Genomic DNA, 26,980 nt, shown 5'->3' with positions numbered 1-26,980 from the left:
ATAGCCTTTCTAGTAAGAGCTAGGACAATTAGCCATTGGTTCGTTTAACAGAGTAAACTTCTGGCACACTCTTAATCTTGTCCACGACCGTAGTCAGCGTCGAGAGGTTGGCAATGCCGAAGGATACATGGATATTAGCAAACTTCATATCCTTGGTTGGTTGAGCGTTGACTGTTGATATATTCTTGGTTGTGTTTGAAAGAACTTGCAGTACATCATTCAACAGTCCTGTACGGTTGAGACCATAGATATCGATATGAGCTACATACTCCTTATTTGAGTTTGAATACTGATCTTCCCACTCCACATCAAGGAGACGTTGCTCGTAGTTTTCTTGGGCACGCAGGTTCATACAGTCCACACGGTGAATAGCTACACCACGACCCTTGGTAATGTAGCCGACAATATCGTCACCAGGAACAGGATTACAACACTTGGCAATCCGCACTAGGAGACCTGAGGCACCTTCAATGACCACTCCACCCTCATGCTTAACCTTGAGGGTTTCTTTGTTTTCAACCTTGATCTCGCCACCTTTGACAAGCTCTTCTGCTTCCGCCTTGGCCTTAGCACGTTCTTCCTCACGACGTTCCTTTTCAGTCAGACGGTTAAAGACAGTAATAGCTCCAATTTCTCCAAAACCAATAGCCGCAAAGAGGGACTCTTCTGTCTTGTAGCTGGTCTTTTGCAGAACTTGGTCCATATGACGCTTGTCCATGAATTTATTGGCCACATAGCCGTTTTCTTGGAACTGAGCCATCAACATTTCACGACCCTTATTGATAGACAATTCCTTATCTTGGTTTTTAAAGAACTGACGAATCTTGTTGCGGGCCTTGCTGGTCTTGACCATGTTAAGCCAATCACGGCTTGGCCCAAAGGAGTTCGGGTTGGTGACAATTTCAACCTGATCCCCTGTCTTGAGCTTGGTTGTCAGAGGAACCATACGGCCATTGACCTTGGCACCCGTCGCTTTTTCACCGACCTTTGTATGGATTTCGTAGGCAAAGTCAATCGGTCCTGAATCTTTGGGAAGGGAACGAACAGCTCCATCTGGAGTAAAGACATAAATCTCCTCAGCCAGATAGTTTTCCTTAACTGAATCCACAAATTCCTTGGCATCATCAGCCTGGTCTTGGAGCTCCATCATCTCCTTGATCCAGTTCATCCCAATAGCTGATTCCTTGCTGTTAACTTGCCCCTTGATGCCCTTCTTATAAGCCCAGTGAGCCGCAACCCCGTACTCAGCCACCTCGTGCATTTCTTTAGTCCGAATCTGGAACTCGATTGGCCCTTTTGGCCCATAGACAGTCGTATGGATAGACTGATAACCATTGGCCTTGCGGTTAGCGATATAGTCTTTAAAGCGACCAGGCATGGGTTTCCAAAGCTCATGCACGTAACCAAGCATGGCATAGACATCACTTTGGGTATCTAAAATACAGCGAATGGCAATCAGGTCATAGATTTCCTCAAACCGTTTTCTCTTATCCTGCATTTTGCGGAAAATCGAGTAAATATGCTTGGGACGACCGTAAATCTTCCCTTTCAAGTGACGATCCGTCGTATAGTCTTCTAGTTTCGTAACTACCTCATCCACCAAGGCTTCACGCTCTCTGCGCTTTTCCTTCATCATATGGGTAATCTTGTAAAACTCCGTTGGGTTGAGATAACGAAAAGATAGGTCTTCCAATTCCCATTTGACGCTAGAAATCCCCAGACGGTGGGCAAGTGGAGCATAGATTTCCATGGTTTCTTTGGAAATACGCTCCTGCTTGTCTTTTCGAAGATGTTTAAGCGTCCGCATATTGTGCAAGCGGTCAGACAGTTTAACCAAGATAACGCGGATGTCCTCAGACATGGCCATGAGCATCTTGCGATGATTTTCTGCCAACTGCTCTTCGTGAGACTTGTATTTGACCTTACCAAGCTTGGTAACCCCATCTACGATTACCCGCACATCAGGACCAAACTCTCTTTCCAAATCGTCCAAGGTCGCATCTGTATCTTCCACCACGTCATGCAGGAAACCACAAGCTACCGTTACAGCATCCAACTTGAGCTTAGCTAAAATACCTGCCACTTGGATGGGGTGAATGATATAAGGCTCACCTGATTGGCGATATTGACCACAATGGCAATCCACCGCATAGACCAAGGCCTTATGGACAAAAGCCACATCCTCTTCCGATAAATATTTCTGTGTTAAAGCGACAACTTCATCGCCTGTTAAATTCACTTCTTTTGGCATCTCTACTCTCCAATTCTTCCTACCATTTTATCACTTTTTTAAGAATATGAAAACTAGAAAAAGAGGATTCTGAAGCTATTCAATTTGTTGGGACGGATGATAGAATAAGATTCAAACTTAAAAAATAAAATTATCTGATTTTCATCTAACTTTTTTGAAATATAGTCTACGCTAAAAGTTAGTGAAATAAAAATCTTTTCTTCTGTTTAAATAAGAAAAGGTTTGATATTTTGGTAATTTTCTGATTTTTTTAGTGTATAATGGTAATAAGAACAGTATTTTACGATAATTACTGAATTTTCATCTCTCTAGAAAGGTATCTCACATGAAATCACACAAAAGACTGACACTTTTAGCCTTAGCTGTTCTTGGACTAACAAATCAAGTCGTTTTGGCTGATGATACGAGTCATTCTACTACTACCCCTATGACTAGTTCAATCAGTAGCTCAACAAATACTTCCACTAGTCATTCTACTAACAGTTCTACAAATACTTCTGCTAGTAGCTCTCAAGCTAGTGCAGAAACTTCGACAAGTACAGCTAGTTCAAGTGAACAAGAAAGTAAACCTTCTCTTTCTAGGGAAACCCAACATAATCAACCTATACAAACTGGCTGGGTAAAAGAGGGGAACAAGTGGACTTTTTATAGTCAAACTGGTGTCAAATTTACAGATACCCTCTATGATGGTTATCTCTTTGATAGTCATGGCTACTTGCTTGAAAACAGCTGGTACCAAATGGGCAATAATTGGTACTATATCAATAGTTCAGGTAAATATTTATCCAACCAATGGAGCCAAATCAATGGCAAGTGGTATGCTTTTGATGGCTATGGTAGAATGTTGGCCAATATCTGGAAAGGCGATTACTACCTCAAATCCAGTGGTGCTATGGCAGATAAGGAATGGGTCTACGACCAAAGCTACTCTAGTTGGTTTTACCTAAAATCTGGCGGACGCTATGCCCAAAAACAATGGATTGGTTCCTACTATCTTAAATCTGGTGGCTACATGGCCCATAAGGAATGGATTTACGACCCAGACTATCAAGCTTGGTACTATCTTAAGGATGATGGTGTGTATGTTACAGGAACCTATGCTGTGGATGGTAAAAACCAGCTCTTCCAAGGGAATGGAAAATGGGTTCGTGAATTAGCACAAGGTTTTCAAAAAGGACATTACTCTAAAACTATCTTTCTCGATCCAGGTCACGGTGGTAAGGATCGCGGGGCTTATTACTATGGCATAGCTGAAAAAGAATTGAACCTACAGGTTTATCGTAAGCTACGTAAACAACTAGAAGGACTCGGCTATACCGTTCTCACCTCTCGAGATAGTGATATAGACGTTGATTTTATTACCGAGCGTTCTCGTATGGTCAACAAGACCAATGCTGACTTTTTCATCAGCCTTCATTTCAATGCAAAAGGGAATGATACAACCGTTAATCTGGGTATCCAGACCTATTCTTACAAGGATGAACCTGGTTTCCCTAGCAAGATTAACAAGGATTGGCACAACAATCCTGAACGGATGAGTGAAAGTAATCGTCTCGCAGCCGATATCCATTCTTCACTGCTAGCTGAAACTGGAGCTAGAGATGCTGGGCTCTTGCAAGCAACCTTTGCTGTTCTACGTGAAACAGCTAAACCAGCTGTTTTGCTAGAGATGGGATATATGGATAATCCAGAAGAAAACCAAAAAATCCGCAGCAGTGACTACCAAGATAAACTAGTTGAAGGGATTATCAAGGGAATCCAAAAATATTATGCTGGTAATTAAAACAGCTTAAGCCTCGAACTCATTCGGGGCTTATTTTTTATCTAAATCTAGTTCTTCTTTCTAGACCTATTTCCCTTTTCAGCTTATTCTTCCTAACTGTGCTATACTTAATTTATACTCAATGAAAATCAAAGAGCAAACTAGGAAACTAGCCGCAGGTTGCTCAAAGCACCGCTTTGAGGTTGCAGATAAAGTTGACGCGGTTTGAAGAGATTTTCGAAGAGTATTAGTACATTCTTTGAGATTGGAGTCAATATGAAAATCCATAAAACCGTCAATCCTGTTGCCTATGAAAATACCTATTACCTAGAAGGTAAAAAACACCTCATCGTTGTCGATCCTGGTAGCCATTGGGAAGCCATTCGTCAAACCATCGAGAACATCAACAAACCAATCTGCGCCATTCTATTGACCCACGCCCATTATGACCATATCATGAGTCTGGACTTGGTGCGCGAAACTTTTGGCAATCCTCCTGTCTATATCGCAGAGAGTGAAGCCAGCTGGCTCTATACTCCTGTCGACAATCTCTCTGGCCTCCCTCGCCACGATGATATGGCAGATGTGGTCGCAAAACCTGCAGAACACACTTTTGTCTTTCACGAAGAATACCAACTGGAGGAATTTCGTTTCACTGTCTTGCCAACACCAGGACATTCTATCGGTGGTGTTTCTATCGTCTTTCCTGATGCTCACCTAGTCTTGACAGGTGATGCTCTTTTCCGTGAAACAATCGGACGGACCGACCTTCCAACTGGTAGTATGGAACAACTCCTCCATAGTATCCAGACTCAACTCTTCACCCTCCCTAACTACGATGTCTATCCAGGGCATGGACCAGCTACTACTATTGCTCACGAAAAAACCTTCAATCCTTTTTTCTAGCAAGTTAAAACCCAAGGACAAAAATCCTTGGGTTTTGTTTTACCAAATAATCACGCGGTCTTCTGGTGAACGCCACATACCGTCGCCTTCTTTGACATCATAGGTTGTAAAGAAATCATCGAAGTTTGGTACTTGCACATTGACACGAAGTTTAGCTGGTGCGTGCACATCAACGCTAGCCAAAAGTTTCATAAATTCTGGACGACCTTTCATGCGCCAGATACGACCGAAGTTGTAGAAGAATTCTTCTGCCGAGAAGTCTGGTTCTCTCTTAGCTGCTTCAAGCGCCGCAGCGATTCCTCCCAAGTCAGCCACGTTTTCTGATACAGTCAATTTACCGTTGATGGTTGCACCATAAGAATCCTGTCCATCAAACTGGTCAATAACTTTTTGTGTTTTCTCCTTGAAGGCAGCATAGTCACTCTCTGTCCACCAATCCTTGAGGCTACCATTTTCATCAAAGGAAGCTCCGTTGGTATCAAAGGCGTGGGAAATTTCATGAGCAATAACTGCCCCAATACCCCCGTAGTTAGCAGAAGATGACTGATGCAAGTCATAGAAAGGTGCTTGCAAAATGGCCGCTGGGAAGACAATTAGGTTCTTCTGTGGATTGTAGTAAGCATTGACCATATGAGCAGGCATGCCCCACTCCTTGTAGTCTACAGGTTGGTTCCACTTGCTCCAACTGTGCTTGATTTCCACACGCGCAAAGGCTAGAGCATTGTCAAAAAGACTAGCAGTCTCATCCACTACCTTGTCCTTGTAGCGTTCTGGCAATTCTTCTGGGTAACCAATATAAGGCTTGATGACATTGAGTTTGACGATGGCCTTGTCACGAGTTTCTGGAGTCAACCAGTCATTTTTAGCCAAGCGTTCCTTATAGACATCAATCATAGTTGCCACTTTTTTCTCTACATCTGCCTTAGCCTCTGGAGAGAATTTTTCATGGGCATACCAAAGACCTAAGGCTTGTTTGAAAGGACCTTGTGCTAGTTGATAAGCTGCCTTGACCTTGTCTTTGGCTTCTGGAACTCCTGAAAGCGCACGGCTATAGGCACCTGACAAGACACGGATTTCTTCTGTTAAATAGCTGGTTGAAAGATTGACAACACTCAAAATTAAGGTTGCCTTGAGGAGAGGCCAAGCTTCTTCACTATAGAATTGCTCTGCTGCTTGCCAGAAACGTTCCTCGTCTACGATAACCTTGTCTGGCACTTGTCCAAGAACTGCTTGGAAGAAGTCATCCAAAGGTAGGGCAGGCGCGAATTTTTTGAAATCTTCATAAGAATATGGATGGTAGAGTTTAGCATACTCTGAACTTTCTTCATTAGAGAGCACTACTGCCGCCACGCGACGGTCCAATTCTAGTCTTTTCTCCAGCAAGTCTTCAATTTCTTCATCAGAGAAATCATAAGCCTTGAGAAGATTTGCGCTAGTTTCTTTCCAAAGAGTCAAGAGCTCTTCGCGTTGAGGATGGTCTTCAGCATAGTAAGTCGTATCTGGCAGAATCGTGCTTGGAGCGCTAGCCCATAAAACGTTGATTCTGGCATCCATAAAGTCTGGCGATACACCAAAAGGAAGGAAGTTTGGTTTTCCAGCAAGTTCAAACTCTGCTAGTCTAGCTGTAAAATCTGCAAAAGTCTCCAATTCTTGGAATTCTTTAAGAAGTGGTAAGACAGGTTTGATACCGTCAGCTTCTCTCTTGTCAAAATCACGAACTAGGTGGTGGTATTTGACAAAGTTTGCCAAGATAGCATCCTCAGGCACCTCTTCACCTGCCAACCACTTGTCTGTTGTCGCCAGCATCAGGTCTTCAATTTCCTGATCTAAATCAACAAAACCTCCCGTTTGAGACTTATCTGCTGGGATTTCAGCTGTCTGTTGCCATTCTCCATTGATTGCATCATAAAAATCGTCTTGATAACGTATCGTCTTGTTCTCGCTTTCATTTGTACTTGTTTTTAGCTTAACAAAAATTACCTTGGAATGCAATTAAAAATGAACTTTCCTTTTCTATCATTTTTCAGTTATTATTTTAATTTTTTCAAAAATTAACTTGACTTAATTTTTTTTTTAAGGTATATTAAGAGACAGGAGGAATACAACTGTATGATACGTATCGAAAACCTCAGTGTCTCCTACAAAGAAACGTTGGCACTTAAGGATATTTCACTAGTGCTCCAAGGACCAACAATTACTGGAATCATTGGTCCTAACGGTGCTGGAAAATCAACACTTTTAAAAGGGATGCTGGGAATTATCCCACATCAAGGTCAGGCATTTCTCGATGACAAGGAAGTTAAAAAGTCCTTACATCGAATTGCCTATGTCGAACAAAAAATCAATATCGACTACAACTTTCCCATCAAGGTCAAGGAATGTGTCTCACTAGGACTCTATCCATCGATCCCACTCTTCCGAGCTTTAAAAGTCAAACATTGGAAGAAAGTGCAAGAAGCCCTTGAAATCGTCGGCCTAGCTGACTACGCTGAACGTCAGATCAGTCAACTGTCTGGAGGTCAATTCCAGCGAGTCTTGATTGCCAGATGTTTGGTTCAGGAAGCCGATTATATCCTCTTGGATGAACCTTTTGTTGGGATTGACTCAGTCAGTGAGGAAATCATCATGAATACGCTGAGAGATCTGAAAAAAGCTGGAAAGACGGTTCTCATCGTCCACCACGACCTCAGCAAGGTTCCCCACTACTTCGATCAAGTCTTGCTTGTCAATCGAGAAGTGATTGCCTTTGGTCCAACCAAAGAAACCTTTACCGAAGCCAATCTCAAAGAAGCTTACGGTAATCGACTATTTTTCAATGGAGGTGACCTATGATTGCAGAATTTATCGATGGATTGCAAAAATTCCATTTCTTACAAAATGCCTTGATAACAGCTATTGTCATCGGGGTCGTAGCTGGAGCTGTGGGATGTTTCATCATCCTACGCGGGATGTCACTCATGGGAGATGCCATTTCACATGCTGTCTTACCAGGTGTAGCCCTCTCCTTCATCTTGGGCCTTGACTTCTTTATCGGAGCCATTGTCTTTGGACTGCTAGCTGCCATCATCATTACCTACATCAAGGGGAACTCGATTATCAAAAGCGATACCGCCATCGGCATTACCTTTTCTTCTTTCTTAGCCCTCGGTATCATCTTGATTAGTGTCGCTAAAAGTTCAACTGACCTTTTCCATATCCTTTTCGGAAATATCCTGGCCGTCCAAGATACAGATATGTTTATTACTATGGGTGTAGGGGCAGCCATTCTCTTGTTAATCTGGATTTTCTTCAAGCAACTCTTGATAACATCCTTTGATGAACTCTTGGCTAAAGCCATGGGAATGCCTGTCAATTTCTATCACTACTTACTCATGGTACTCCTAACTCTCGTGTCTGTGACAGCCATGCAAAGTGTCGGAACTATCCTGATTGTAGCCATGCTGATTACCCCAGCTGCAACTGCTTATCTCTATGCTAATAGCCTGAAAAGCATGATTTTCCTTTCCTCAACCTTTGGAGCTACAGCTTCAGTTTTGGGACTCTTTATCGGCTATAGCTTTAACGTTGCAGCAGGTTCTAGTATCGTGCTTACAGCCGCTAGTTTCTTTCTCATTAGCTTCTTTATCGCTCCAAAACAACGATATTTGAAACTGAAAAATAAACATTTGTTAAAATAAGGGGCAAAACCCCAATAAATTGGAGGATCTAATGAAAAAATTAGGTACATTACTCGTTCTTTTTCTTTCTGTCATTGCTCTTGTAGCATGTGCTAGCGGAAAAAAAGATGCAGCTTCTGGTCAAAAACTAAAAGTTGTTGCTACAAACTCAATCATCGCTGATATTACTAAAAATATTGCTGGTGATAAGATTGATCTTCACAGTATCGTTCCTGTTGGTCAAGACCCACACGAATACGAACCACTCCCTGAAGACGTTAAGAAAACTTCTCAAGCTGATTTGATTTTCTATAATGGTATCAACCTTGAAACAGGTGGCAATGCTTGGTTTACAAAATTGGTAGAAAATGCTAAGAAAACTGAAAACAAAGACTACTTTGCAGTCAGCGAAGGCGTTGATGTTATCTACCTTGAAGGTCAAAACGAAAAAGGCAAAGAAGATCCACACGCTTGGCTTAACCTTGAAAACGGGATTATTTTTGCTAAGAATATCGCAAAACAATTGAGCGCTAAAGACCCTAGCAACAAGGAATTCTACGAAAAAAATCTCAAAGAATATACTGATAAGCTAGACAAACTTGACAAGGAAGCTAAAGAGAAATTTAACAACATCCCTGCTGAGAAGAAATTGATCGTAACCAGCGAAGGATGCTTCAAATACTTCTCTAAAGCCTACGGTGTCCCAAGTGCCTATATCTGGGAAATCAACACTGAAGAAGAAGGAACACCTGACCAAATCAAGACCTTGGTTGAAAAACTTCGCCAAACAAAAGTTCCTTCACTCTTTGTAGAATCAAGTGTGGATGACCGTCCAATGAAGACTGTTTCACAAGACACAAACATCCCAATCTACGCACAAATCTTTACTGACTCTATCGCAGAACAAGGTAAAGAAGGCGACAGCTACTACAACATGATGAAATACAACCTTGACAAGATTGCTGAAGGATTGGCAAAATAATACTCTTTGATTTTCGAAGAGTATAAGCCTCTGAAAAACGTCATTCTCACACGTGAGATGACGTTTTTTCTATGCCCACATTTCCAGTCAAATCACTGGAAAATTCCGACTGTTTCAGCTAAAATGGAAGAAAAAAGATTGGAGTATCTTATGGTAACTTTCCTCGGAAATCCTGTGAGCTTTACAGGTAAACAACTACAAGTCGGCGACAAGGCACTTGATTTTTCACTCACTACAACAGACCTTTCTAAAAAATCTCTGGCTGATTTTGATGGCAAGAAAAAAGTCTTGAGTGTCGTGCCTTCTATCGATACAGGCATCTGCTCAACTCAAACGCGTCGTTTTAACCAAGAACTGGCTGGACTGGACAATACGGTCGTATTGACTGTTTCCATGGACCTACCCTTTGCCCAAAAACGTTGGTGTGGTGCTGAAGGCATTGAAAATGCCATCATGCTCTCAGACTATTTCGACCATTCCTTTGGACGTGACTACGCCCTCTTAATCAATGAATGGCACCTATTGGCACGCGCAGTCTTTGTCCTCGATACTGACAATACGATTCGCTACGTTGAATATGTGGACAATATCAACTCAGAACCAAACTTCGAAGCCGCAATTGCAGCAGCTAAAGCCCTATAGAAAAAATCCTCTGTCACAAAGAGTTTCCTGCTCTTTGAAACGGAGGATTTTTGTTTACGAGTAAATATAAGTTTAAGCTGCTAAAAACAACTAGCTTACTCTACGGATTTCAAGGCTTCAAGCATATCAACCTTTCTCAGATGATAATTGACAAAGAAACCAAGCAAGGTCAAAATGATGCTTACTGCTGCCACTGGAATTACATAGACTTCCCAGCCTACCTGCGGATAAAAGAGAATAGTCGCAGGTGAAATCATTTGAATCAAAAATTGGTGTAAATAGAAACCAGCTACTAGACCAAGGACAATTCCCACAAGGGACAGCACAATCGTCTCACGGTAAATGTAGAGAGTGACTTCATTGTTATGAAAACCGAGAACCTTGATAGTGGAGAGTTCACGGATTCTCTCAGCTACGTTAATGTTGGTTAGATTGTAAAGGATAACAATAGCCAACAGAACCGACACGATGACCAAGATGGTCATGGTCTGATTGAGTGAACTTGCGACCGAGTCAAAGAGCCGAATGGCTGAAGCATTCTGGACAACGCTGGACACCGCAGCTTGATTCATAAGCAAGCCGGCCTGTCTTTCGATACTAGGAGCACTGGTATCCCTTAGCGAGACCAGATAAGTGTTGGCTTGAGGTAGCTGTCCGTAAATTTGCTCATAGCTAGCCTGACTCATATAAATAAAGTGACCAACGTAGTTCTCAGCAATAGCAGCGACCTTTAGTTCCTTACCTTCAATTTCTAGAGTCTGCCCAACCTTGACACCTGCCAGCTGGGCAAGTTTAGCTGTAATAACGACGCCATCTTTTAATGTCATCTCCTGCTGATGATTTTGCAGATGAATAAAGGGAGTCAAATCCTCCTTCTCTGTCATCATAAGGGTAATTGTCTGAAGACCAGCCTTACCTTTGAAATCCTTGTCTAGCGTTTTTGAATAGATTTTCTGGTAGGCTTTAATGTCCTGCCCCTTCAACACTTCTTCTAGATTTGCCTTGTCCTGATTGGTCGCACTAGGATTTTCAGAGACAATCATCTGATACTGTTGGATTTGTTGAAACTGTCTAGACGGAACTCCTGCTACAGAGGATTGGATTCCCAAACCTGCAAAGAGCAGAGCGACTGAACCTACCACACCAAAGATCGTCATCAACATCCGCTGCTTATAACGGAAAATATTGCGGGCTGTTACCTTATGGGTAAAACTGAGACGACGCCAGATAAAACCGATGCGCTCTAGTAAGATTTTAGCTCCTTTAACAGGAGGTTTAGGCAGTAAAAGCTGGGCTGCTTCGTCATGAAGTTCCCTACGAGCTACCAAGTAGGCTGGTAACACACTCGCCAACCAACTCAAGACAAGAGCCAGAAAGCTATAGGTCCAATAGAACTGAATCTGAGTTTCTCCCACCACCATGCCTTTTGTAATGACACTTGAAATCACACTGGCTAGCAAATAATGACCAAGTATACTACCTAGAGCTGTTCCTAGAGTACCAGCTACTAGACCGTAGAGGAGAAACTTGGCGATAATATCCTTACTGCGATAGCCCAAGGCCTTAAAAATCCCTGCATGAGTTCGCTCTTCATCCACAAAGCGAGTCATGGTTGTAAAGGTCACCATGGCTGCAACAGCATAAAGCACTACAGGAAAGATATTGCCCACTGCCCGAATACTGGCTGTAGCATTGCTATACATGAGATAGCCCTGACCACCAGGCATGGTCTGACGATTATAGACTTGATACTTGGGCTCAGCTAAATCATCCAAGATTTGCTGATGTTTTTCTAATTTTTCCTTTTCTTGGGCTAGATTTTGTTCAGCCTGCTTTAGTTTGTCCTCTTCCTCGCTCAATTCCTGCTTAGCTTGGGTAAGTTGAGCACTAGCCTGCTCTCTCTGAACTTGAGGAAGCAAGGCTAGTTGACTTTCCTGAGCCTGTAAACGAGCTTGAGCAGTTGCTAAACGACGCTTGCCTTCCTGCAAATTAGTCTCAGCCTTGTCAAGTGTCTCTTGACCTTTGTCTAGAGACTCTTGTCCTTCTTTTTTCAAGAGTTGCAGACGTGCCTTGCCATTATCTGACAAAGCTTGTTCAAGGTCTTCCTGATGTTGCTTGGATTTTTCTTCATAAGCTACTGAAAAAGCATTTAAGCCTGCTAAATCTTGATATTTTAAACGAGCTATATTGTAGACTTTCTGATCAAACTGACTAGGTAAAATGACCCCGTAGGCTGTCAGAGTCCCACTTCCACTTCCTGCGTAGCCCATATCTCGCTGGGAGAGGATTTCAGCTGAATCTACAAAACCAGTAATGGTATAAGTATGATCTTTTAAAGAGGAATGACCCTCTTCTTTTTCTTTAAAACTAATCTCCTGTCCCACGCTGTATTGGCCTTGCAAATGAGTGGCCAAAGCGATTTCCTTGTCTGACTGAGGAAGTCGTCCCTCTCTTAGCTGAAAGGTAGAAATTCGCTCTGGTTTGGAGTACAGTCGAATGGCATCCTGCCCATTCTCCATAGTCACATCTGTCAAATAGCCAAACTCAACCTCTGCGCCCTCTATCTGTTCTAGTTCTTCTTGATCTGTTTGATCCAAACCATAATTAGACATAACTGCCAAATCCAAGGTTTGAGCAGTTGTTAAATAAGCATTAGCTGTCGCCTCCATGTTGGGACTGGTTACTTTGAGACCTACTAGGGCTAGAGACCCCAACATCATCAAGGTCAAGATGGATAAAAAACGCCCCTTGGAGCCTGTGAAGGACTGAATTAAGTCCTTCCAATAAGTTTTTCGCTTAATCATGCTAGTACTCCAAACTGTCAATATCCTGAGGATGCTGGTTAATCACCACATCCTTGACACTGGCATCATGCATATGAATCACGCGATCAGCAATGGGGACCAAAGCTCCATTGTGAGTCACGATAATCACTGTTGCCCCTTTTTGACGAGACATATCTTGGAGAATTTTCAAAACCTGCTTGCCCGTCTGATAATCCAAGGCTCCAGTCGGTTCGTCACAAAGGAGGATTTTAGGATTTTTGGCTACCGCGCGTGCAATGGAGACTCGCTGTTGCTCCCCTCCAGACAGCTGGGCTGGAAAGTTATTGAGACGATGAGCCAGACCTACATCTGTCAAAACCTGCCCAGGATTCAAGGCATCTGTCACGATTTCTGAGGCCAACTCCACATTTTCCTTAGCGGTTAGATTGGAAACTAGATTATAAAACTGAAAAACAAAGCCGACATCATTGCGGCGGTAATTGGTACGCTGGTGGGAACTATAGTCTGCAATATTGGCACCATCAATCCAGATTTCCCCTTCATCATTAGTATCCATCCCCCCAAGAAGGTTAAGAACCGTTGACTTGCCTGCACCAGATGCACCTAGAATAATAACCAATTCTCCCTTTTCAATCTCAAAATTCACATCACGATTAGCCACAATCTCCGTGTCCCCAACCTGATAACGCTTGTAACAGTGTTTCATCTCAATATAAGCCATTAGTGCTACCCTCTCTTAAACAAATTACTTCCTATTACCATTATAACGCTTTTTCAACTAGTTGGAAACTGCTTACATTCTCAAATCCTTATTAAAAGGCAGTCTCAAACTACTGCCTTCTATCACCTTCTTAAAAATAAAATTGAACCAGATCGCCTTCTGCTGTTGCCACCGAAATACAATCTTTCCCCATGCATTTCGCTTTTATTTTTTCTTTATCCAATTTAATCACACTCTTCTCAATATCTGGATAAGAGACGCGCAAATCTCCTCCACTTCTTGATAAAATGGTCAACTGTAAGAGTTTTTTATCCGCCCATCTCATGCTAATTTCAAAATGTCCACGTGCCATTAAGCCTGAAACGGAACCTGTTGACCATGCATCGGGTAGGGCGGCTAGAGGTACCAGATAAGCTGTATGAGACTGGAGCAACATTTCTGCCATGCCACCAGTAGCACCAAAATTACCATCTATCTGAAAAGGAGGATGACTACACCAAAGATTTGGCAAGGTGGATGACTTTAACTGCTCTGCTAATAATTTATGGGCTCGATTGCCATCTCCTAGACGCGCCCAAAGATTGATCTTATTAGCCTTGGACCAACCTGTACCGCCATCTCCACGATCATTGAGACTAGCATGCGCTGCTTCAAGATACTCTTTTCCCTTATAGCTAAAGAGATTGCCAGGATAGAGTCCCACTAGATGGGAAGCGTGCCGATGCTGGGCCTCCACTTTCTCATTTTGAAAATGCTGCTCTTCCTCCTCATACCACTCCCTGATTCGACCAGATTGAGTGATTTGAAGAGGATTAAGCAAATCAAACTTCTCCTTGACCTCAGTCAACAAAGCCTCATCCAGTCCCAATTCCTGAGCAGCCTGAATAAAATCATGAAATAACTGCCAAATCAGAGATTGGTCATAGGTATTGCCAATCGAAATCGGGCCATGTTCTGGGGAATAAGACGGAGAAGACACCCAACGCTGCGCCTGCTGATCCTTATGTAAAAAGGCATTCCAAAAACGAACTGTTTCCCTTAACATGGGATAAATTTTCTCCCTAAGATAGTCTTGGTCCCTATAAAATGAATAGGCTTCATAAACAGTTTGCATCATCCACGCATTGGCAGCTGGTGACCAACCCCAATAGTAATCCCAACCAGGTGCCGTCCAGCCAAAAGGAGTCGCTTGAGTATGAACCAGCCAACCATTCTCCTCACCTTTCTGAGAGACGATTCCTGCATACCTTGCAGCCGCTAGACGACCATAGACACGCAAATCATCGATATAGTTGATGACTGGAAAAGCCGTCTCTAGAAGATTAGTAACATAGGCTGGCCAATAATTCATCTGCAGATTGATATTCAGGTGATAGTCCGAATTCCAAGGAGGATTGTCGACCGCATTCCAGACTCCCTGTAGATTAGCTGGTAGAGCATCTGGGCAATCTCTAGAAGAACTAATCAATAAATACCGTCCATATTGGAAGAACAACTCCTCCAAAGCCTGCCCCTCTTGTGGCTTATAATTTTTTAGCAAATCATCTGTAGTGGATGCATCAAACTCAGCTCCCAAATCCAATTGAACACGCTGGAATAAGGCTTGGTAGTCCTCAACATGCCTTGATTTCAATTGGGTATAGCCCTTTTCTTTAGCTGTGTCCACCAAGTCCTTTACTTGCTGCTCTAAATCTATTTTCTTACGATAATTGCTAGCAGGATTTTGAGCAAAATCCGTCTTAGCCACCAAGAAGAGATTGGCATAACTGGCTCCTGATATCTGAACCTTATCTGACCAAACTCTAATGTCTCCATCCGTTTCCCAAGCTAGACAGCTAGCAAACTGCAGGTCATTGTCTTTAACCCGTCCCTTCATCAAGATATGAGAAGGAGAGATATCCAGCTGACACTCCTTGTAATCAGATTTTTCCTCCTCATACTTTCCATCAGAAGCCAAATCACGACTTAGCGACAGTTCCATAGTAAAATCTAGAGTTTCCAACCCTTCCTTAGTTAAACGTTGAACCAAGAGATTATCTGGAAAACTCGCAAAAGTTTCACGTTCAAATTTCGTTCCCTTATAGACATAAGAAGTCGTCGCAAGCGCCTTACTGATATTCAGTTGCCTCTGGTAATCCGTAACCTGAGACAAAGTCGTACCTTGCTGACTAAACTCAATATGAATATCCCCAAAGGACAGATAGGTCCCATATTGACTCGTTTTTGGCCCGACTAGTTGCTGTTCAGCCAGTTCCTTAGCCCGATTGTAATCTCTCTTTTCCAAAGCCTGCCGAATATCAGATAAAAAACCATACTGGTCCTGAAGATTTCCACCCTGATAATCTGAACTATCAGGAAGTGGACCTCCAGACCAGAGACTTTTTTCATTAAATTGAATCCGCTCAGCCCCTATAAGCCCAAAGACTTTAGCCCCTAGAGAACCATTGCCTATCGGTAAGGCCTCTTCTTCCCAGCCCTTATATGTTGTTGACGCTGGTTGATTGTAGACCAATACATAATCTTGTTTTTTATTCCTTATCATACTTCCATACTAACATAAAAAGCCTAGAAATCAATCCTAGGCTTACAATTTTTTATTTTCCAAGGTAGTATTCAGAAACTACGTTCAATTTTTCGTCAAATTCGAATACCAATGGTGGGAAGTTAGGGATTTCCACGTCCATGATTTCGTCATCTGACAAACCTTTGATGTGTTTTACAAGGGCACGGATTGAGTTACCGTGAGCTCCTACGAATACGTTTTTGCCATCTTTAAGAGCTGGAGCGATTTTATCTTCCCAGAATGGAAGGGCACGTTCCAAAGTCACTTTCAAGTTTTCAGCATCTGGGATAACTGAGTCGTCAAGTGAAGCGTAACGACGGTCTGTGTGAGCTGAGTGCTCATCATCACGGTCCATGTTTGGAGGCAATACATCGTATGAACGACGCCAGATGTGAACTTGCTCATCACCAAATTGTTCAGCAGCTTCAGCTTTGTTTTTACCAGTCAAACCACCATAGTGACGTTCGTTCAAACGCCATGATTTTTCAACTGGAACCCACAATTGGTCAGAAGCTTCAAGAGCCAAGTTAGTTGTTTTAATCGCACGTTTCAATACTGAAGTGTAAGCTTGGTCAAATTCGATACCAGCTTCTTTGATCAATTTACCAGCGTCAATCGCTTGTTGTGTACCTTTTTCAGACAAATCAACATCAGCCCAACCAGTGAAAAGGTTAGCTTTGTTCCATTCAGACTCACCGTGGCGAGCAAAAACCAATTTTACCATTAGATGGATTCTCCTTTAAATTTTCCGAGGTTTCCCCTCGTTTATCTATTCTATTTTACACAATTTTTCACAAAAAAGCTAGTCAAAACCAAAAAGGAAAGGACTGTTTGGCAATCCTTTTCCTTCTTAGTATCATACAACAACCCTATTTCTCTTCAAATCCTTCTGCGACTGCTTCCGCAAAGTTTTCTTCTACGATGCTTGCACAGTGGTCACAGATGACTGCGTGGTAGCTGCGCTCTGCTGTTGTTGGGTCGATACGACGGCAACGGTCACATACTTCACCTGCAGCACGTTCAACTGTAAAGGCTACATCTTCGAAGCTAACGGCAGCTTCTGGAGCTGGTCCTTCTGCGATGGTCAAGTCTGACACGATCAAAAGTTGAGCCACATTGCTGTTTACTGCTTCAAGTAGAGTTTTCACCACTTCATTTGGATAAACTGTCAAGTGTGCTTCAAGTGATTTACCGATAACTTTTGCATTACGCGCTTCTTCCAAGGCTTTTTGAGCTTGTCCACGGAAGTCCATGAAGGCAGCCCATGTATCCAAGATTTCTTCTTGATTAGCAAATGTCTCTGCTTCTGGCAATTCTGACAATTGAACAAAATCTTCTGCTTCAAACTCAAGATATGACCAGATTTCTTCCGCAGTGTGAGGAAGGATTGGTGTCAAGAGTTTGGTGATTTTGACAAGAATGTCATAGAAGACAGTCTGCATTTGACGGCGTTCCAATGATTTGGCACCTTCGATATAAACAACATCTTTGGCAAAATCAAGGTAGAAGGCTGACAAATCAACGTTGATAAAGTTTACCAAGGCCTTATAGATTGTCAAGAATTCAAAGTTTGCGTAAGCATCACGAATGGTCTTGACAAGCTGGTTAAAGCGAATAGTCATGTACTTATCAACTGAACGAAGCTCATCGTAAGCTACTGCGTCTTGAGCTGGGTTAAAGTCAGATGTGTTAGCAATCAAGAAACGAAGAGTGTTACGAATCTTACGGTAAGTTTCAGAAACTTGGCTCAAGATATCCATAGAGATACGTACGTCGTTACTTGAGTCAACACTTGTTACCCAGAGACGCAAGATTTCAGCACCAAATTGTTTTTCAACATCGCTAGGAGCAATGGTATTTCCAAGAGATTTAGACATCTTCTCACCTTTACCGTCAAGGGCAAAACCTTGTGACAAGATTTGTTTGTAAGGTGCTACACCATGGTTGGCAACAGATGTGATGAGTGAAGAGTTGAACCAACCACGGTACTGGTCAGAACCTTCTAGGTAAAGGTCTGCTGGGTAAGTTAACTCAGGACGGTTTACTACAACTCCATTCCATGATGAACCTGAGTCAAACCAAACGTCCATGATATCTGTTTCTTTCTTGAACTCCCCATTTGGTGAACCTGGATGAGTAAATCCTTCTGGTAAAAGGTCTTTGGCATCACGTTCCCACCAAATGCTTGAACCATGTTCCTCAAAGAGTTGAGCCACATGTTCAATCGTTTCAGCAGTCATGATCGCTGTACCATCTTCAGCGTAGAAAATTGGAAGCGGAACACCCCAAGCACGTTGACGAGAGATAACCCAGTCGCCACGGTCACGAATCATATTGTAAAGACGGACTTTACCCCATTCTGAGTGGAATTTCACTTTTTCAATTTCATCCAAGATTTCTTGGCGGAATTTAGAAACTGAGGCAAACCATTGTGGTACTGCACGCCAGATAATTGGTTTCTTCGTACGCCAGTCAAATGGGTATGAGTGAGAGATTTCTTCTTGGGCAAGAAGGAGGTTACCAAGTTTTTCAATAACAGTTGGGACAACCTTATCATAGAATTGACCTTCAAACTCAGGACCAGCATTCTTCATCATGATACCACGTTCGTCAACAGTCACTGCGACTTCAAGACCATTAGCAATACCAACATTGTAGTCGTCCTCACCAAAACCAGGGGCTGTATGGACAATACCAGTACCAGAGTCAGTGGTAACGTGATCACCAAGGATAACCAACTCATCTACAGCTGTATCCCATGGGTGTTCTGTTACGATGTAGTTCAATTCTTGACCACGGTAAGTTGCCAAAACTTGAACATCACCCCAACCAAACTTCTCAGACAAGCTAGCCAACAATTCTGCAGCAACCACAAACTTGCGATCTTCACCAGCAGGTTGAACCAAAACGTAATCAATATCTGCACCAACAGTCAGACCACGAGAAGCTGTGATGGTAAATGGAGTTGTTGTCCAGACTACGATATAAGTATCTGTATCTAGAACACCTTTGCCATCTTTTACCTTGTTGGCATAGTAAAGGGAAGTTGAAACCAAATCATGGTATTCAATCTCCGCTTCAGCAAGGGCTGACTCAGATGACCAAGACCAGTAAACTGGTTTTGCACCACGGTAGATATAACCTTTATTAGCCATCTCACCAAATACACGGATTTGAGCTGCTTCATAGTCAGGAGTCAAAGTCACATATGGATTTTCCCAGTCACCAGAAACACCCAAACGTTTGAAGTCTTCGCGTTGTTTATCTACTTGAGAAAGAGCGTATTCACGGCAAAGTTTCAAGTACTCAACCAAGTCCATTTCTTTACGTTTGACACCTTGTTTTGCCAAAACTTGCTCGATTGGCAGACCATGAGTGTCCCAACCTGGGATAAATGGTGCGTAAAAACCTGACATTGATTTTGAACGAACAATGATATCTTTTGAAATTTTGTTCATAGCGTGTCCAACGTGAATATTTCCGTTCGCGTATGGAGGGCCATCATGCAAGGTGAAATGAGGTTTTCCTTGGTTCAATTCTTGACGACGTTGATAAAGCTTTGCATCTTCCCACTCCTTTTGCCAAACTGGCTCTTTGGTAGGAAGTCCTGCACGCATTGGGAAAGCTGTTTTCCCAAGGTTAAGGGTATCTTTGAGTTTCATGGTATCTCCTTTATAAATAATAACAAATTAAAAACCACGACTGCCAAAAAGGACGAAAATCGTGGTACCACCTTTATTCGGAAAAAGATTTAGTCTTTCTCCCTCTTATCCCGTAACGTGGGGAACGTCAAATCTTACTAGCTTCAGACTTGAGTTTTTGAGAGGATAATCTTATCATTAGGGATTACAGGACTCACACCATCTCCTGCTCGCTGGAAATATAAGGATAAGATATTGTTCTCAGAATATTTCTTATAAAATTGTAACAGATTCTTGCGGTGCCGCAAAACCTGGTTCTGAGTTTACAGCTTCAGTAGCTGGTGTTGGTCCTGAATAATGGCTTGGAGCTACTTCTGGCTCTTCATACATTGGACCAACTGGATGAGCTGGACTTTCTTCAAAAACCGGAGCTGGTGAAACCACTTGTTCCTGCTCAGCTCTTGCTTCGGCTTCTGCAAGTTCCTTATTAGCCGCTTCGATACGCGCTTGCAACTCTGCCATTTCCTCGGGAGAAAACTGGCGAGTAATATCAATTGGTTCTTCCTCTGGATGTTGTTGCAAGACAGAGTCACCTAAGACTTCGCTGACCACTTCTTTGAAGGCCTCATCACTTGTCTGAAGATAAGTCGCTGTTGGGCGAAGAATATCTTCCCAATCTGAAGACTCAACAATTGCTAACTGGCTCTCAATTGTAGATTTAAGACGTTGGTGGAAGACACGGCTCTTGTTTTTCAATTCTTCTGTTTCAACAGCAACTTTCTTAGCATTGTCAGTTGCTTGACGAAGAATTTCATTTGCCTTGTACTTAGCTTCTTCCAACAAACGTTGGGCATCTTGCTCTGCTTGGTGGATAATATTGTTTGAACGTTCCGTTGCAGCATGTTTTACTCGCTCAGCTGTATCCTGAGCAATCAATACAGATTGACTCAATGAATCTTTCATCTCATCAAAGTAAGACAAACGCTCTTCCAAACTCTTAATATGTAAATCCTTATCATGATTAGAGCGAACCAAATCTTCATAATCACGGACTACAATATCTAAAAATTCATCTACTTCTTCTTGATCAAACCCTCTGAAGCGTGTGCTAAAGGTTTTATCTTTGATTTCTAACGATGTAATTGGCATATTTTTCCTCACTTACTTAATAACAATTGGACCGTTAATTTCTTTTTATCTTTTTTTGTTTGCCCATTATCTCTAACGAGTTTCAATCGACCAAATTTCCTTACACTAATCAGATCACCAACTTGAACTGCATAATCTGATTTTTCAACTAAATGGTAATTAACTTGGACTGCCTGTTTTTCAATTAACTGACTTGCCTGATTTCTAGACAGCTTGAAGACACCTGCTAGAAAAACATCTAATCTAGAACTAGCAATACAAATATCTAATTCTTGATAATCTTCTACTGTAGCAATTTTCTCAGTAAAATGCCGTTCTTCTAGACGAACCGGTAAACGAGCAATTTTCGTAATGCCGTCTTGAAAAAGGAGCATAAACTGTCGATTAATGATAATCTGTGCTCTCTCTTCGTTGACTAAGATATCACCAAATAGCTTCCTATCAATTCCCAGCTGATTTAAAACAGTCCCTAATATTTTTGCATGCGTTAGGCGTTCAAACTTATTAGGATAGACAATTTCTTGCAAGGAAAGTTCAAAATCAGAGAATCCCGGCTCAAAATAATCAGGATACAGGAGTACCCGTACATATTCAGTTTCAAGAAACTGCCGACTGCTCATGTAGGAGATGCTGTTGGTTGATGCTAGCACCTTTAAAATATTTTCTTGATGGGGATTTACAAAAGGTGTTAAAAAAGGAGAATAAGAATCTTCTACCTTTTTTATCCATTCTAATCCCTTATCAATAAAAGACGAATCATTCTTAGAAAAGTGTTGATAAATCATCTTGTTCATAGAAAGATCACTAAAAGTCGAATCAACTGCTCCCCTAGGAAGTGAACTAGTAATACCGCAATCCAGACAGACAAGTCAAGACCTGCAATCTGGAGGGGTAAACGTTGCAAGGGAGCTATTATCGGTTTCACTAAACTAATAATCAAGCGTCCAAGACGTGATTCATAAGCATTGGGAAACCAAGACATCAGAGCAAACACGATTAGAATCAGTGAATAGATATCCACTGCATTTTGAACAAAACGAATGAGAAAGATCATTATCTCACTCTCGTGCGTTTCATATCAAAGCCAAATTCACCATTTTGTGATTCATCTGGAATTTTGATGTCTTCAATATTGACGACAACATCAACTGGTGTCAGCAGGTACATAGTAGATGCTACCTTTTTCATGTTACCAGCTAAAACATGGCGCGCCCCATCCAGATAGTCCAAACAACGACGAGCTTGAACTTCTGTCATATATTGGAAATCAATCAAAATACTTTCGTTACCAGCTAATAAATCAACAATATCTGTGGCATCTTCGTATTTACGTGGATAACGAACATCAATTGTCACCTTATCAGTAGAACGTTGACTTTGCATAGCCAACTCTTGTTGACGGGCATGAAGACGAGTGATGTTTTTATCTTTAGATGGCGTGCTACCAGCTTGTTGAGGCAACTCTTGAACAGAAGAGACTGGAGTCACAATCGGCTCTTCAGCTTTAGGCTGATATGCAGTACCAACATCTTCTCCATCTTCTGTAAAATAATCTATAAATTTATCAAATCTATCTTTTAAAGACATATTTCTTTCCTATTTAAAAAATGCTGTACCAATTCTGACAAATGTTGAGCCAAATTCAATCGCTTCCTTGTAGTCACGACTCATACCCATACTCAAGTCCGTCATTGGCATATTGGGAATTTGTTTTTCTCTAATTTCTAGTTGCAAATCCTGCGTAGCTTTAAAAATTTCTTTCAACTCATCACTACTAGCTTCAAAAGGAGCCATGGTCATCAAGCCGACATATTCGATTTTATCTAAGGTGGCCAATTCTGGCAAGAGCTCCAATAGTTCTTCCTTTGAAAAACCATGTTTGCTCTCTTCCCTTGAGATATTTACTTGTAAGAAACACTTAACAACTCGGTCACTTCTTTTTTGAATTTCCTCTGCTAGCTTTAATGAATCCAAAGCGTGGAAATAATCAACATACTGAATGACATCTTTGACCTTGCGTCTTTGCAAGGTTCCAATCAAATGCCAGGTAATATTTCTATCTTTTAAAGCTTCATATTTCTCAAGAAATTTATCCACACGATTTTCACCAATATGATGCACACCTAGCGGAAGCAAAGCCTCCGCTGTCGGTATGTCTACATATTTTGTAACAGCAACAACCGAAACAGAATTGGCTTCTCTTCCTGACTGCTGACTTGCATCTTTTATTTGTTGAAAAACACGTTCTGTATTTTCTTTCAAATTCATTTACTTAACGATTTTTGAAAAATGGAGGAGTGTCTAATTCATCCTCATCGTGTAAAGATGGTGCTTCGAAACGTTCAACTGGTGATACAACTGAATCAGTTGGTCGAACAATTGTCTCACGACGCAAGTCCCAATCACCAAATGCTGAAGTTTGAGAAGTTTCTGTACGGCGAGGTGCTGGACTTGGAATTTCAGCAGTTTCAGCCATATCAAAGTGACGATTATGATTGTGTGCATAACTAGGACTTGCTTGTTCATGACGAACAGCTTGTCTTGGTGCATGGCCCACAACTTTTTCCACACGATCTTGACGAACACCAGTTGCCACAACTGTTACGCGAATTTCATCACGCATGCTTTCATCAATAGATGTTCCCAACCAAATGTTTACTCCTTGACCAGCTGCTTGGTTGACGATTTCTGAAGCTTCTTCTGCTTCAATCAAAGTCAAATCAGGACCACCAGTAACGTTGACGATAACATCCTCAGCGCCGTCAATAGTTGTTTCAAGAAGTGGTGAGTAGATTGCCTTACGAGCTGCTTCTACTACACGTTCTTCACCACTACCGATACCGATACCCATTAGGGCGTTCCCTTTATCTGCCATAACTGTTTTCACATCGGCAAAGTCAAGGTTAATCAAACCAGGATTTGTAATCAAGTCCGTAATCCCTTGAACACCTTGGCGAAGTACGTTATCTGCTTCGCTAAGAGCTTCAAGAAGTGGAGTTTTCTTATCAACAATTTCAAGCAAGTTGTTGTTTGAAATAATCAATAGAGTATCTACATGCTCACGAAGTTGATTGATTCCTTCTACAGCATACTGACCACGTTTGCTTCCTTCGAAACCGAAAGGACGTGTCACAACACCAACTGTAAGAGCACCTAAATCTTTAGCAATGCGGGCAATAACAGGAGCTGCACCAGTACCAGAGCCACCTCCCATACCTGCAGTAATGAAGACCATATCTGCTCCAGTAATAGCTTGAGTCAAGGCTTCTTCGCTTTCTTCAGCAGCTTTTTGACCAACTTCAGGTCGACCGCCAGCACCCAAACCACGAGTCAATTTAGGACCTAACTGAATTACAGTCTCAGCTTTTGTACTACTCAAAGCTTGTACATCTGTGTTTGCTGCGATAAATTCTACGCCTGCAACACCTTCGTCAACCATGCGGTTAATGGCGTTTCCGCCACCTCCACCAACACCGATTACTTTAATAACTGCACCCTGAGCTGCTGCTGTATCAAATGAAAATGTCATAGTTTATTTTTCCTCTTTTATTCATCAAACATACTTCCGATTAAGCCACGGAAACGATCTGCGATTTTTGGTTTATTTTGAGAAGATACTTTATCTTCTTTCGGAGCAACTACGTTCGTAGAAGCTGATTGCTCTACCTCAGTATTTTGAACTGGTTGAATAGGGGTAGGTTGTGCTACTTGCGTAACGCGTTGAATCATCCCACCAAAATTAATAGGTTGGTGACGCAAAGTATCCTCACCCTTGACTGCTCTTTGTGCCAATAAATGCACTTCAGTCAATTGACCTGCAAATTCAGACAAGCTAATCACATGAGCGAAGGCAGGATTACGGATTCCAACTTGATTTGGAACGTAAAGTTTGACACCAACGCCAAAAACTTCCTGTGCAAGTTCTACAACACCTGGTAAAATAGCATTTCCACCAATCAGAACAATCCCACCTGGAAGATCCAACAAATGTCTTCTTTCCAACTCTTGTTTGATTTGTTCAAAAATGTGCTTAATGCGGGCTGAAATAATCTCTGCTAGGTAGCTTTCTGTAACTTCTACAGGCTCTACTTCACCAATTACTTCAACTTGGAAGGTTTCATTGCTTGCAAGTGAAGGGTAGGCTTCACCATAGTTCAATTTCAATCCTTCAGCTAGTTTTTGTGAAGTCTTCAAAACCTTAGAGATATCTTTTGTGACATAATCTCCACCTTCTTGAAGAATATTTGTAAACTGGAGTTCTTGGTTACGGATTGTAGCAACAGTTGTTTGACCTGCTCCCATATCAATCACAGTAGCTCCAAATTCACGCTCTCCTTCGTTCAAGACTGAACGAACCAAAGCCAATGGTGAAATAATAATATTTTCAACCTGAACACCTGAGCGCTCAACTGTCTTGCGTAAATTGTGAAGAATAGTACGTGGACCTGTGTAAAGTAAACCACGCATTTCAAGACGAACCCCCATCATACCACGTGGGTCACGAATACCTTGGAAACCATCTACGATAAATTCTTCTGGAATAAACGTAATGACTTCACGATCTGGTGTCATACTCTTTGTCAAGGCTGATTTAACAACATTTTCAACATCTTGATCTGTAATTTCTTTTGTATCAGATGTAACTGGAATCATTCCTTGAGTTGGTTCTACTTGCAAAAGATTTCCAGGCAAACCAACATTCACTGATTTGATTGAAATGCCAGCTTTCTCTTCTGCTTGGGAAATAGCTGACTTGATAGCAGTTGCTGCTGCTTCAATATCAACGATAATCCCATCCTTTACACCTTTACTCTTGGCATTACTTACACCAATTACATTTAGTTCACCATTTCTAAGCTCGGCAACCAACACCTTAATCGAATTGGTTCCGATATCTAAGCCTGTAAAAAAACCATCTCTAGCCATTACATCGCATCCTCTCTCTTCCAAGTTTCAAACTTCTATTCAATATAGCTAAAACAGGGCATAGCTATTCACAGAATATTATAACACAAAAAATCCAATCGTGCTTAGTTTTTCCTAAATTTACTTACCATTTTTTCACATTCGCTCATCAAATTTTTTTATTTTCCAAACAAGTTATAAAAAATCAGATTTATGAAAAAAAGAAAGCTCATTTCTAAGCTTTCTTTGTAATCATTTTTTCTGCTTCTTGTTCTAAAAATAGTTCCAAAATTTTCTTTGTCAACGTAATCGCCGCTGACAAGGCTAGAGAAACGATTAAATAATTAGCTACTAAGCCATGGTCTCCAACCAATGGCGGTTTTGTCAAGAATCCGTAATCTCCACCTGTTACCAAATTGACCACAAAAATCAAGGCATTTAGAGCAAAGGTCATGAGAAAAATTCCCTTCACATCCAACAATCGTGCATCGTACTGTCTCAAGAGATAAACCAAAGAGTTCCCCAAGAGAGCTAAGTGCCCAAAGATAAAGGATAAAATCGCAATATGTGGGAAAGGATAGGCATCTGGCACTGGATAAACAAAGGCTGCTAATGTCCCAAATGTTCCTAGTAGTGCAAAATACTGCCTATATTTAGACTGACCAGGAAGCAAGAGCACCACAAACATAGCCATACGGCAATGGTAAAAAGGTAAACTTTCTGACAGCGGCATATGATTGACCCAATACCAACCATAAAGTAGAATCAACTGAACGGCCTGCAAGATTTGGAAAAATCGTTGATAAGCCTTCTTTTCACGATAACGATAGGCTGTATAAAAGGTCAAAGCCAAGAGTGTAAATATACTGACATACCAAAAAAGGTCAAATTTGGGTGGTTCTGTTGCTTGGGTCGTAAAGAAAATATCCCATAAATTCATCTAGTCTTCCTCATGATTCAAAATTTTCCTGCATTTTATTATACCATGCTATTTGTCAAAAATGGATTTAGAAATA

Annotated in this window: 21 protein-coding genes; 6 read left to right on the top strand and 15 right to left on the bottom strand. The window is 41.7% G+C overall.

Features of this window, described 5'->3' with window-relative positions; genetic code table 11:
* Nucleotides 1-28: 28 nt before the first annotated feature.
* Nucleotides 29-2,251 (bottom strand): RelA/SpoT family protein, encoded by a 2,223-nt coding sequence (locus F9B91_RS03495; RefSeq protein WP_150922522.1) that lies wholly within the window; start codon nucleotides 2,249-2,251, stop codon nucleotides 29-31.
* A gap of 325 nt (nucleotides 2,252-2,576) precedes the next feature.
* Here F9B91_RS03495 and F9B91_RS03490 point away from each other — a divergent pair, with 325 nt between their 5' ends.
* Nucleotides 2,577-4,034: an N-acetylmuramoyl-L-alanine amidase gene (locus F9B91_RS03490; RefSeq protein ID WP_150922521.1), complete on the top strand. Its 1,458-nt coding sequence runs from the start codon at nucleotides 2,577-2,579 to the stop codon at nucleotides 4,032-4,034.
* A gap of 255 nt (nucleotides 4,035-4,289) precedes the next feature.
* Complete coding sequence (locus F9B91_RS03485) at nucleotides 4,290-4,919, top strand: MBL fold metallo-hydrolase (RefSeq protein ID WP_191962403.1); 630 nt, start codon at nucleotides 4,290-4,292, stop codon at nucleotides 4,917-4,919.
* Between the two features lie 39 nt (nucleotides 4,920-4,958).
* Here F9B91_RS03485 and pepO read toward each other — a convergent pair whose 3' ends face one another.
* The gene (gene pepO, locus F9B91_RS03480; protein WP_191962414.1) at nucleotides 4,959-6,848 is read right to left on the bottom strand and encodes an endopeptidase PepO; all 1,890 of its coding nucleotides are present in this window, start codon (nucleotides 6,846-6,848) and stop codon (nucleotides 4,959-4,961) included.
* Nucleotides 6,849-7,028: 180 nt separating this feature from the next.
* On the opposite strand from pepO, the gene F9B91_RS03475 reads away from it, so the two are divergent.
* The 4 genes from F9B91_RS03475 to tpx all read left to right on the top strand — a co-directional run bounded on the left by F9B91_RS03475 (nucleotide 7,029) and on the right by tpx (nucleotide 10,199).
* A complete protein-coding gene (locus F9B91_RS03475; protein WP_150922519.1) occupies nucleotides 7,029-7,751 on the top strand; it encodes a metal ABC transporter ATP-binding protein in 723 nt (240 codons plus the stop codon).
* Nucleotides 7,748-8,596, top strand: a complete 849-nt coding sequence (locus F9B91_RS03470) for a metal ABC transporter permease (RefSeq protein ID WP_000559776.1) — start codon at nucleotides 7,748-7,750, stop codon at nucleotides 8,594-8,596. The genes F9B91_RS03475 and F9B91_RS03470 overlap by 4 nt, the downstream gene beginning before the upstream one ends.
* Before the next feature lie 31 nt (nucleotides 8,597-8,627).
* Nucleotides 8,628-9,557: a metal ABC transporter substrate-binding lipoprotein/adhesin PsaA gene (gene psaA / locus F9B91_RS03465; protein WP_084888713.1), complete on the top strand. Its 930-nt coding sequence runs from the start codon at nucleotides 8,628-8,630 to the stop codon at nucleotides 9,555-9,557.
* Nucleotides 9,558-9,707: 150 nt separating this feature from the next.
* A complete protein-coding gene (gene tpx / locus F9B91_RS03460) occupies nucleotides 9,708-10,199 on the top strand; it encodes a thiol peroxidase (RefSeq protein WP_033686889.1) in 492 nt (163 codons plus the stop codon).
* A gap of 95 nt (nucleotides 10,200-10,294) precedes the next feature.
* On the opposite strand, the gene F9B91_RS03455 is transcribed toward tpx, so the two are convergent.
* From F9B91_RS03455 to F9B91_RS03390, 13 genes are all read right to left on the bottom strand, one after another.
* Nucleotides 10,295-13,003, bottom strand: coding sequence for an ABC transporter permease (locus F9B91_RS03455; RefSeq protein ID WP_150922518.1), 2,709 nt, complete (start codon nucleotides 13,001-13,003; stop codon nucleotides 10,295-10,297).
* Between the two features lies 1 nt (nucleotide 13,004).
* Complete coding sequence (locus F9B91_RS03450) at nucleotides 13,005-13,706, bottom strand: ABC transporter ATP-binding protein (protein ID WP_150922517.1); 702 nt, start codon at nucleotides 13,704-13,706, stop codon at nucleotides 13,005-13,007.
* A gap of 130 nt (nucleotides 13,707-13,836) precedes the next feature.
* Complete coding sequence (locus tag F9B91_RS03445; RefSeq protein ID WP_150922516.1) at nucleotides 13,837-16,248, bottom strand: glycosyl hydrolase family 95 catalytic domain-containing protein; 2,412 nt, start codon at nucleotides 16,246-16,248, stop codon at nucleotides 13,837-13,839.
* A 52-nt stretch (nucleotides 16,249-16,300) separates the two neighbouring features.
* Nucleotides 16,301-16,993: a phosphoglycerate mutase gene (locus F9B91_RS03440; RefSeq protein ID WP_000240129.1), complete on the bottom strand. Its 693-nt coding sequence runs from the start codon at nucleotides 16,991-16,993 to the stop codon at nucleotides 16,301-16,303.
* Between the two features lie 145 nt (nucleotides 16,994-17,138).
* The gene (gene ileS, locus F9B91_RS03435; RefSeq protein WP_150922515.1) at nucleotides 17,139-19,931 is read right to left on the bottom strand and encodes an isoleucine--tRNA ligase; all 2,793 of its coding nucleotides are present in this window, start codon (nucleotides 19,929-19,931) and stop codon (nucleotides 17,139-17,141) included.
* Between the two features lie 252 nt (nucleotides 19,932-20,183).
* Entirely contained in the window at nucleotides 20,184-21,059 is an 876-nt protein-coding gene (locus F9B91_RS03425; RefSeq protein ID WP_150922513.1) for a DivIVA domain-containing protein, read from the bottom strand.
* Nucleotides 21,060-21,067: 8 nt separating this feature from the next.
* The gene (locus tag F9B91_RS03420; protein ID WP_150922512.1) at nucleotides 21,068-21,853 is read right to left on the bottom strand and encodes an RNA-binding protein; all 786 of its coding nucleotides are present in this window, start codon (nucleotides 21,851-21,853) and stop codon (nucleotides 21,068-21,070) included.
* The gene (locus tag F9B91_RS03415) at nucleotides 21,850-22,113 is read right to left on the bottom strand and encodes a YggT family protein (RefSeq protein WP_004257761.1); all 264 of its coding nucleotides are present in this window, start codon (nucleotides 22,111-22,113) and stop codon (nucleotides 21,850-21,852) included. The genes F9B91_RS03420 and F9B91_RS03415 overlap by 4 nt, the downstream gene beginning before the upstream one ends.
* Nucleotides 22,113-22,646 carry a cell division protein SepF gene (locus F9B91_RS03410; protein ID WP_084924076.1) on the bottom strand — a complete coding sequence of 178 codons (534 nt, stop codon included), beginning with the start codon at nucleotides 22,644-22,646 and terminating at the stop codon, nucleotides 22,113-22,115. Before F9B91_RS03410 ends, F9B91_RS03415 begins: the two co-directional genes overlap by 1 nt.
* 9 nt (nucleotides 22,647-22,655) lie before the next feature.
* Nucleotides 22,656-23,327: a YggS family pyridoxal phosphate-dependent enzyme gene (locus tag F9B91_RS03405; protein ID WP_150922511.1), complete on the bottom strand. Its 672-nt coding sequence runs from the start codon at nucleotides 23,325-23,327 to the stop codon at nucleotides 22,656-22,658.
* A 4-nt stretch (nucleotides 23,328-23,331) separates the two neighbouring features.
* A complete protein-coding gene (gene ftsZ, locus F9B91_RS03400) occupies nucleotides 23,332-24,588 on the bottom strand; it encodes a cell division protein FtsZ (protein WP_150922510.1) in 1,257 nt (418 codons plus the stop codon).
* Nucleotides 24,589-24,605: 17 nt separating this feature from the next.
* Entirely contained in the window at nucleotides 24,606-25,985 is a 1,380-nt protein-coding gene (gene ftsA / locus F9B91_RS03395) for a cell division protein FtsA (RefSeq protein ID WP_140224369.1), read from the bottom strand.
* A 214-nt stretch (nucleotides 25,986-26,199) separates the two neighbouring features.
* Nucleotides 26,200-26,904 carry a TIGR02206 family membrane protein gene (locus tag F9B91_RS03390; protein ID WP_150922509.1) on the bottom strand — a complete coding sequence of 235 codons (705 nt, stop codon included), beginning with the start codon at nucleotides 26,902-26,904 and terminating at the stop codon, nucleotides 26,200-26,202.
* Nucleotides 26,905-26,980 lie beyond the last annotated feature (76 nt).

It is taken from the genome of Streptococcus mitis, from assembly GCF_008763935.1.
Lineage (GTDB): Bacteria > Bacillota > Bacilli > Lactobacillales > Streptococcaceae > Streptococcus > Streptococcus mitis_DB.
This window is presented reverse-complemented; position numbering and strand designations above follow the sequence as displayed.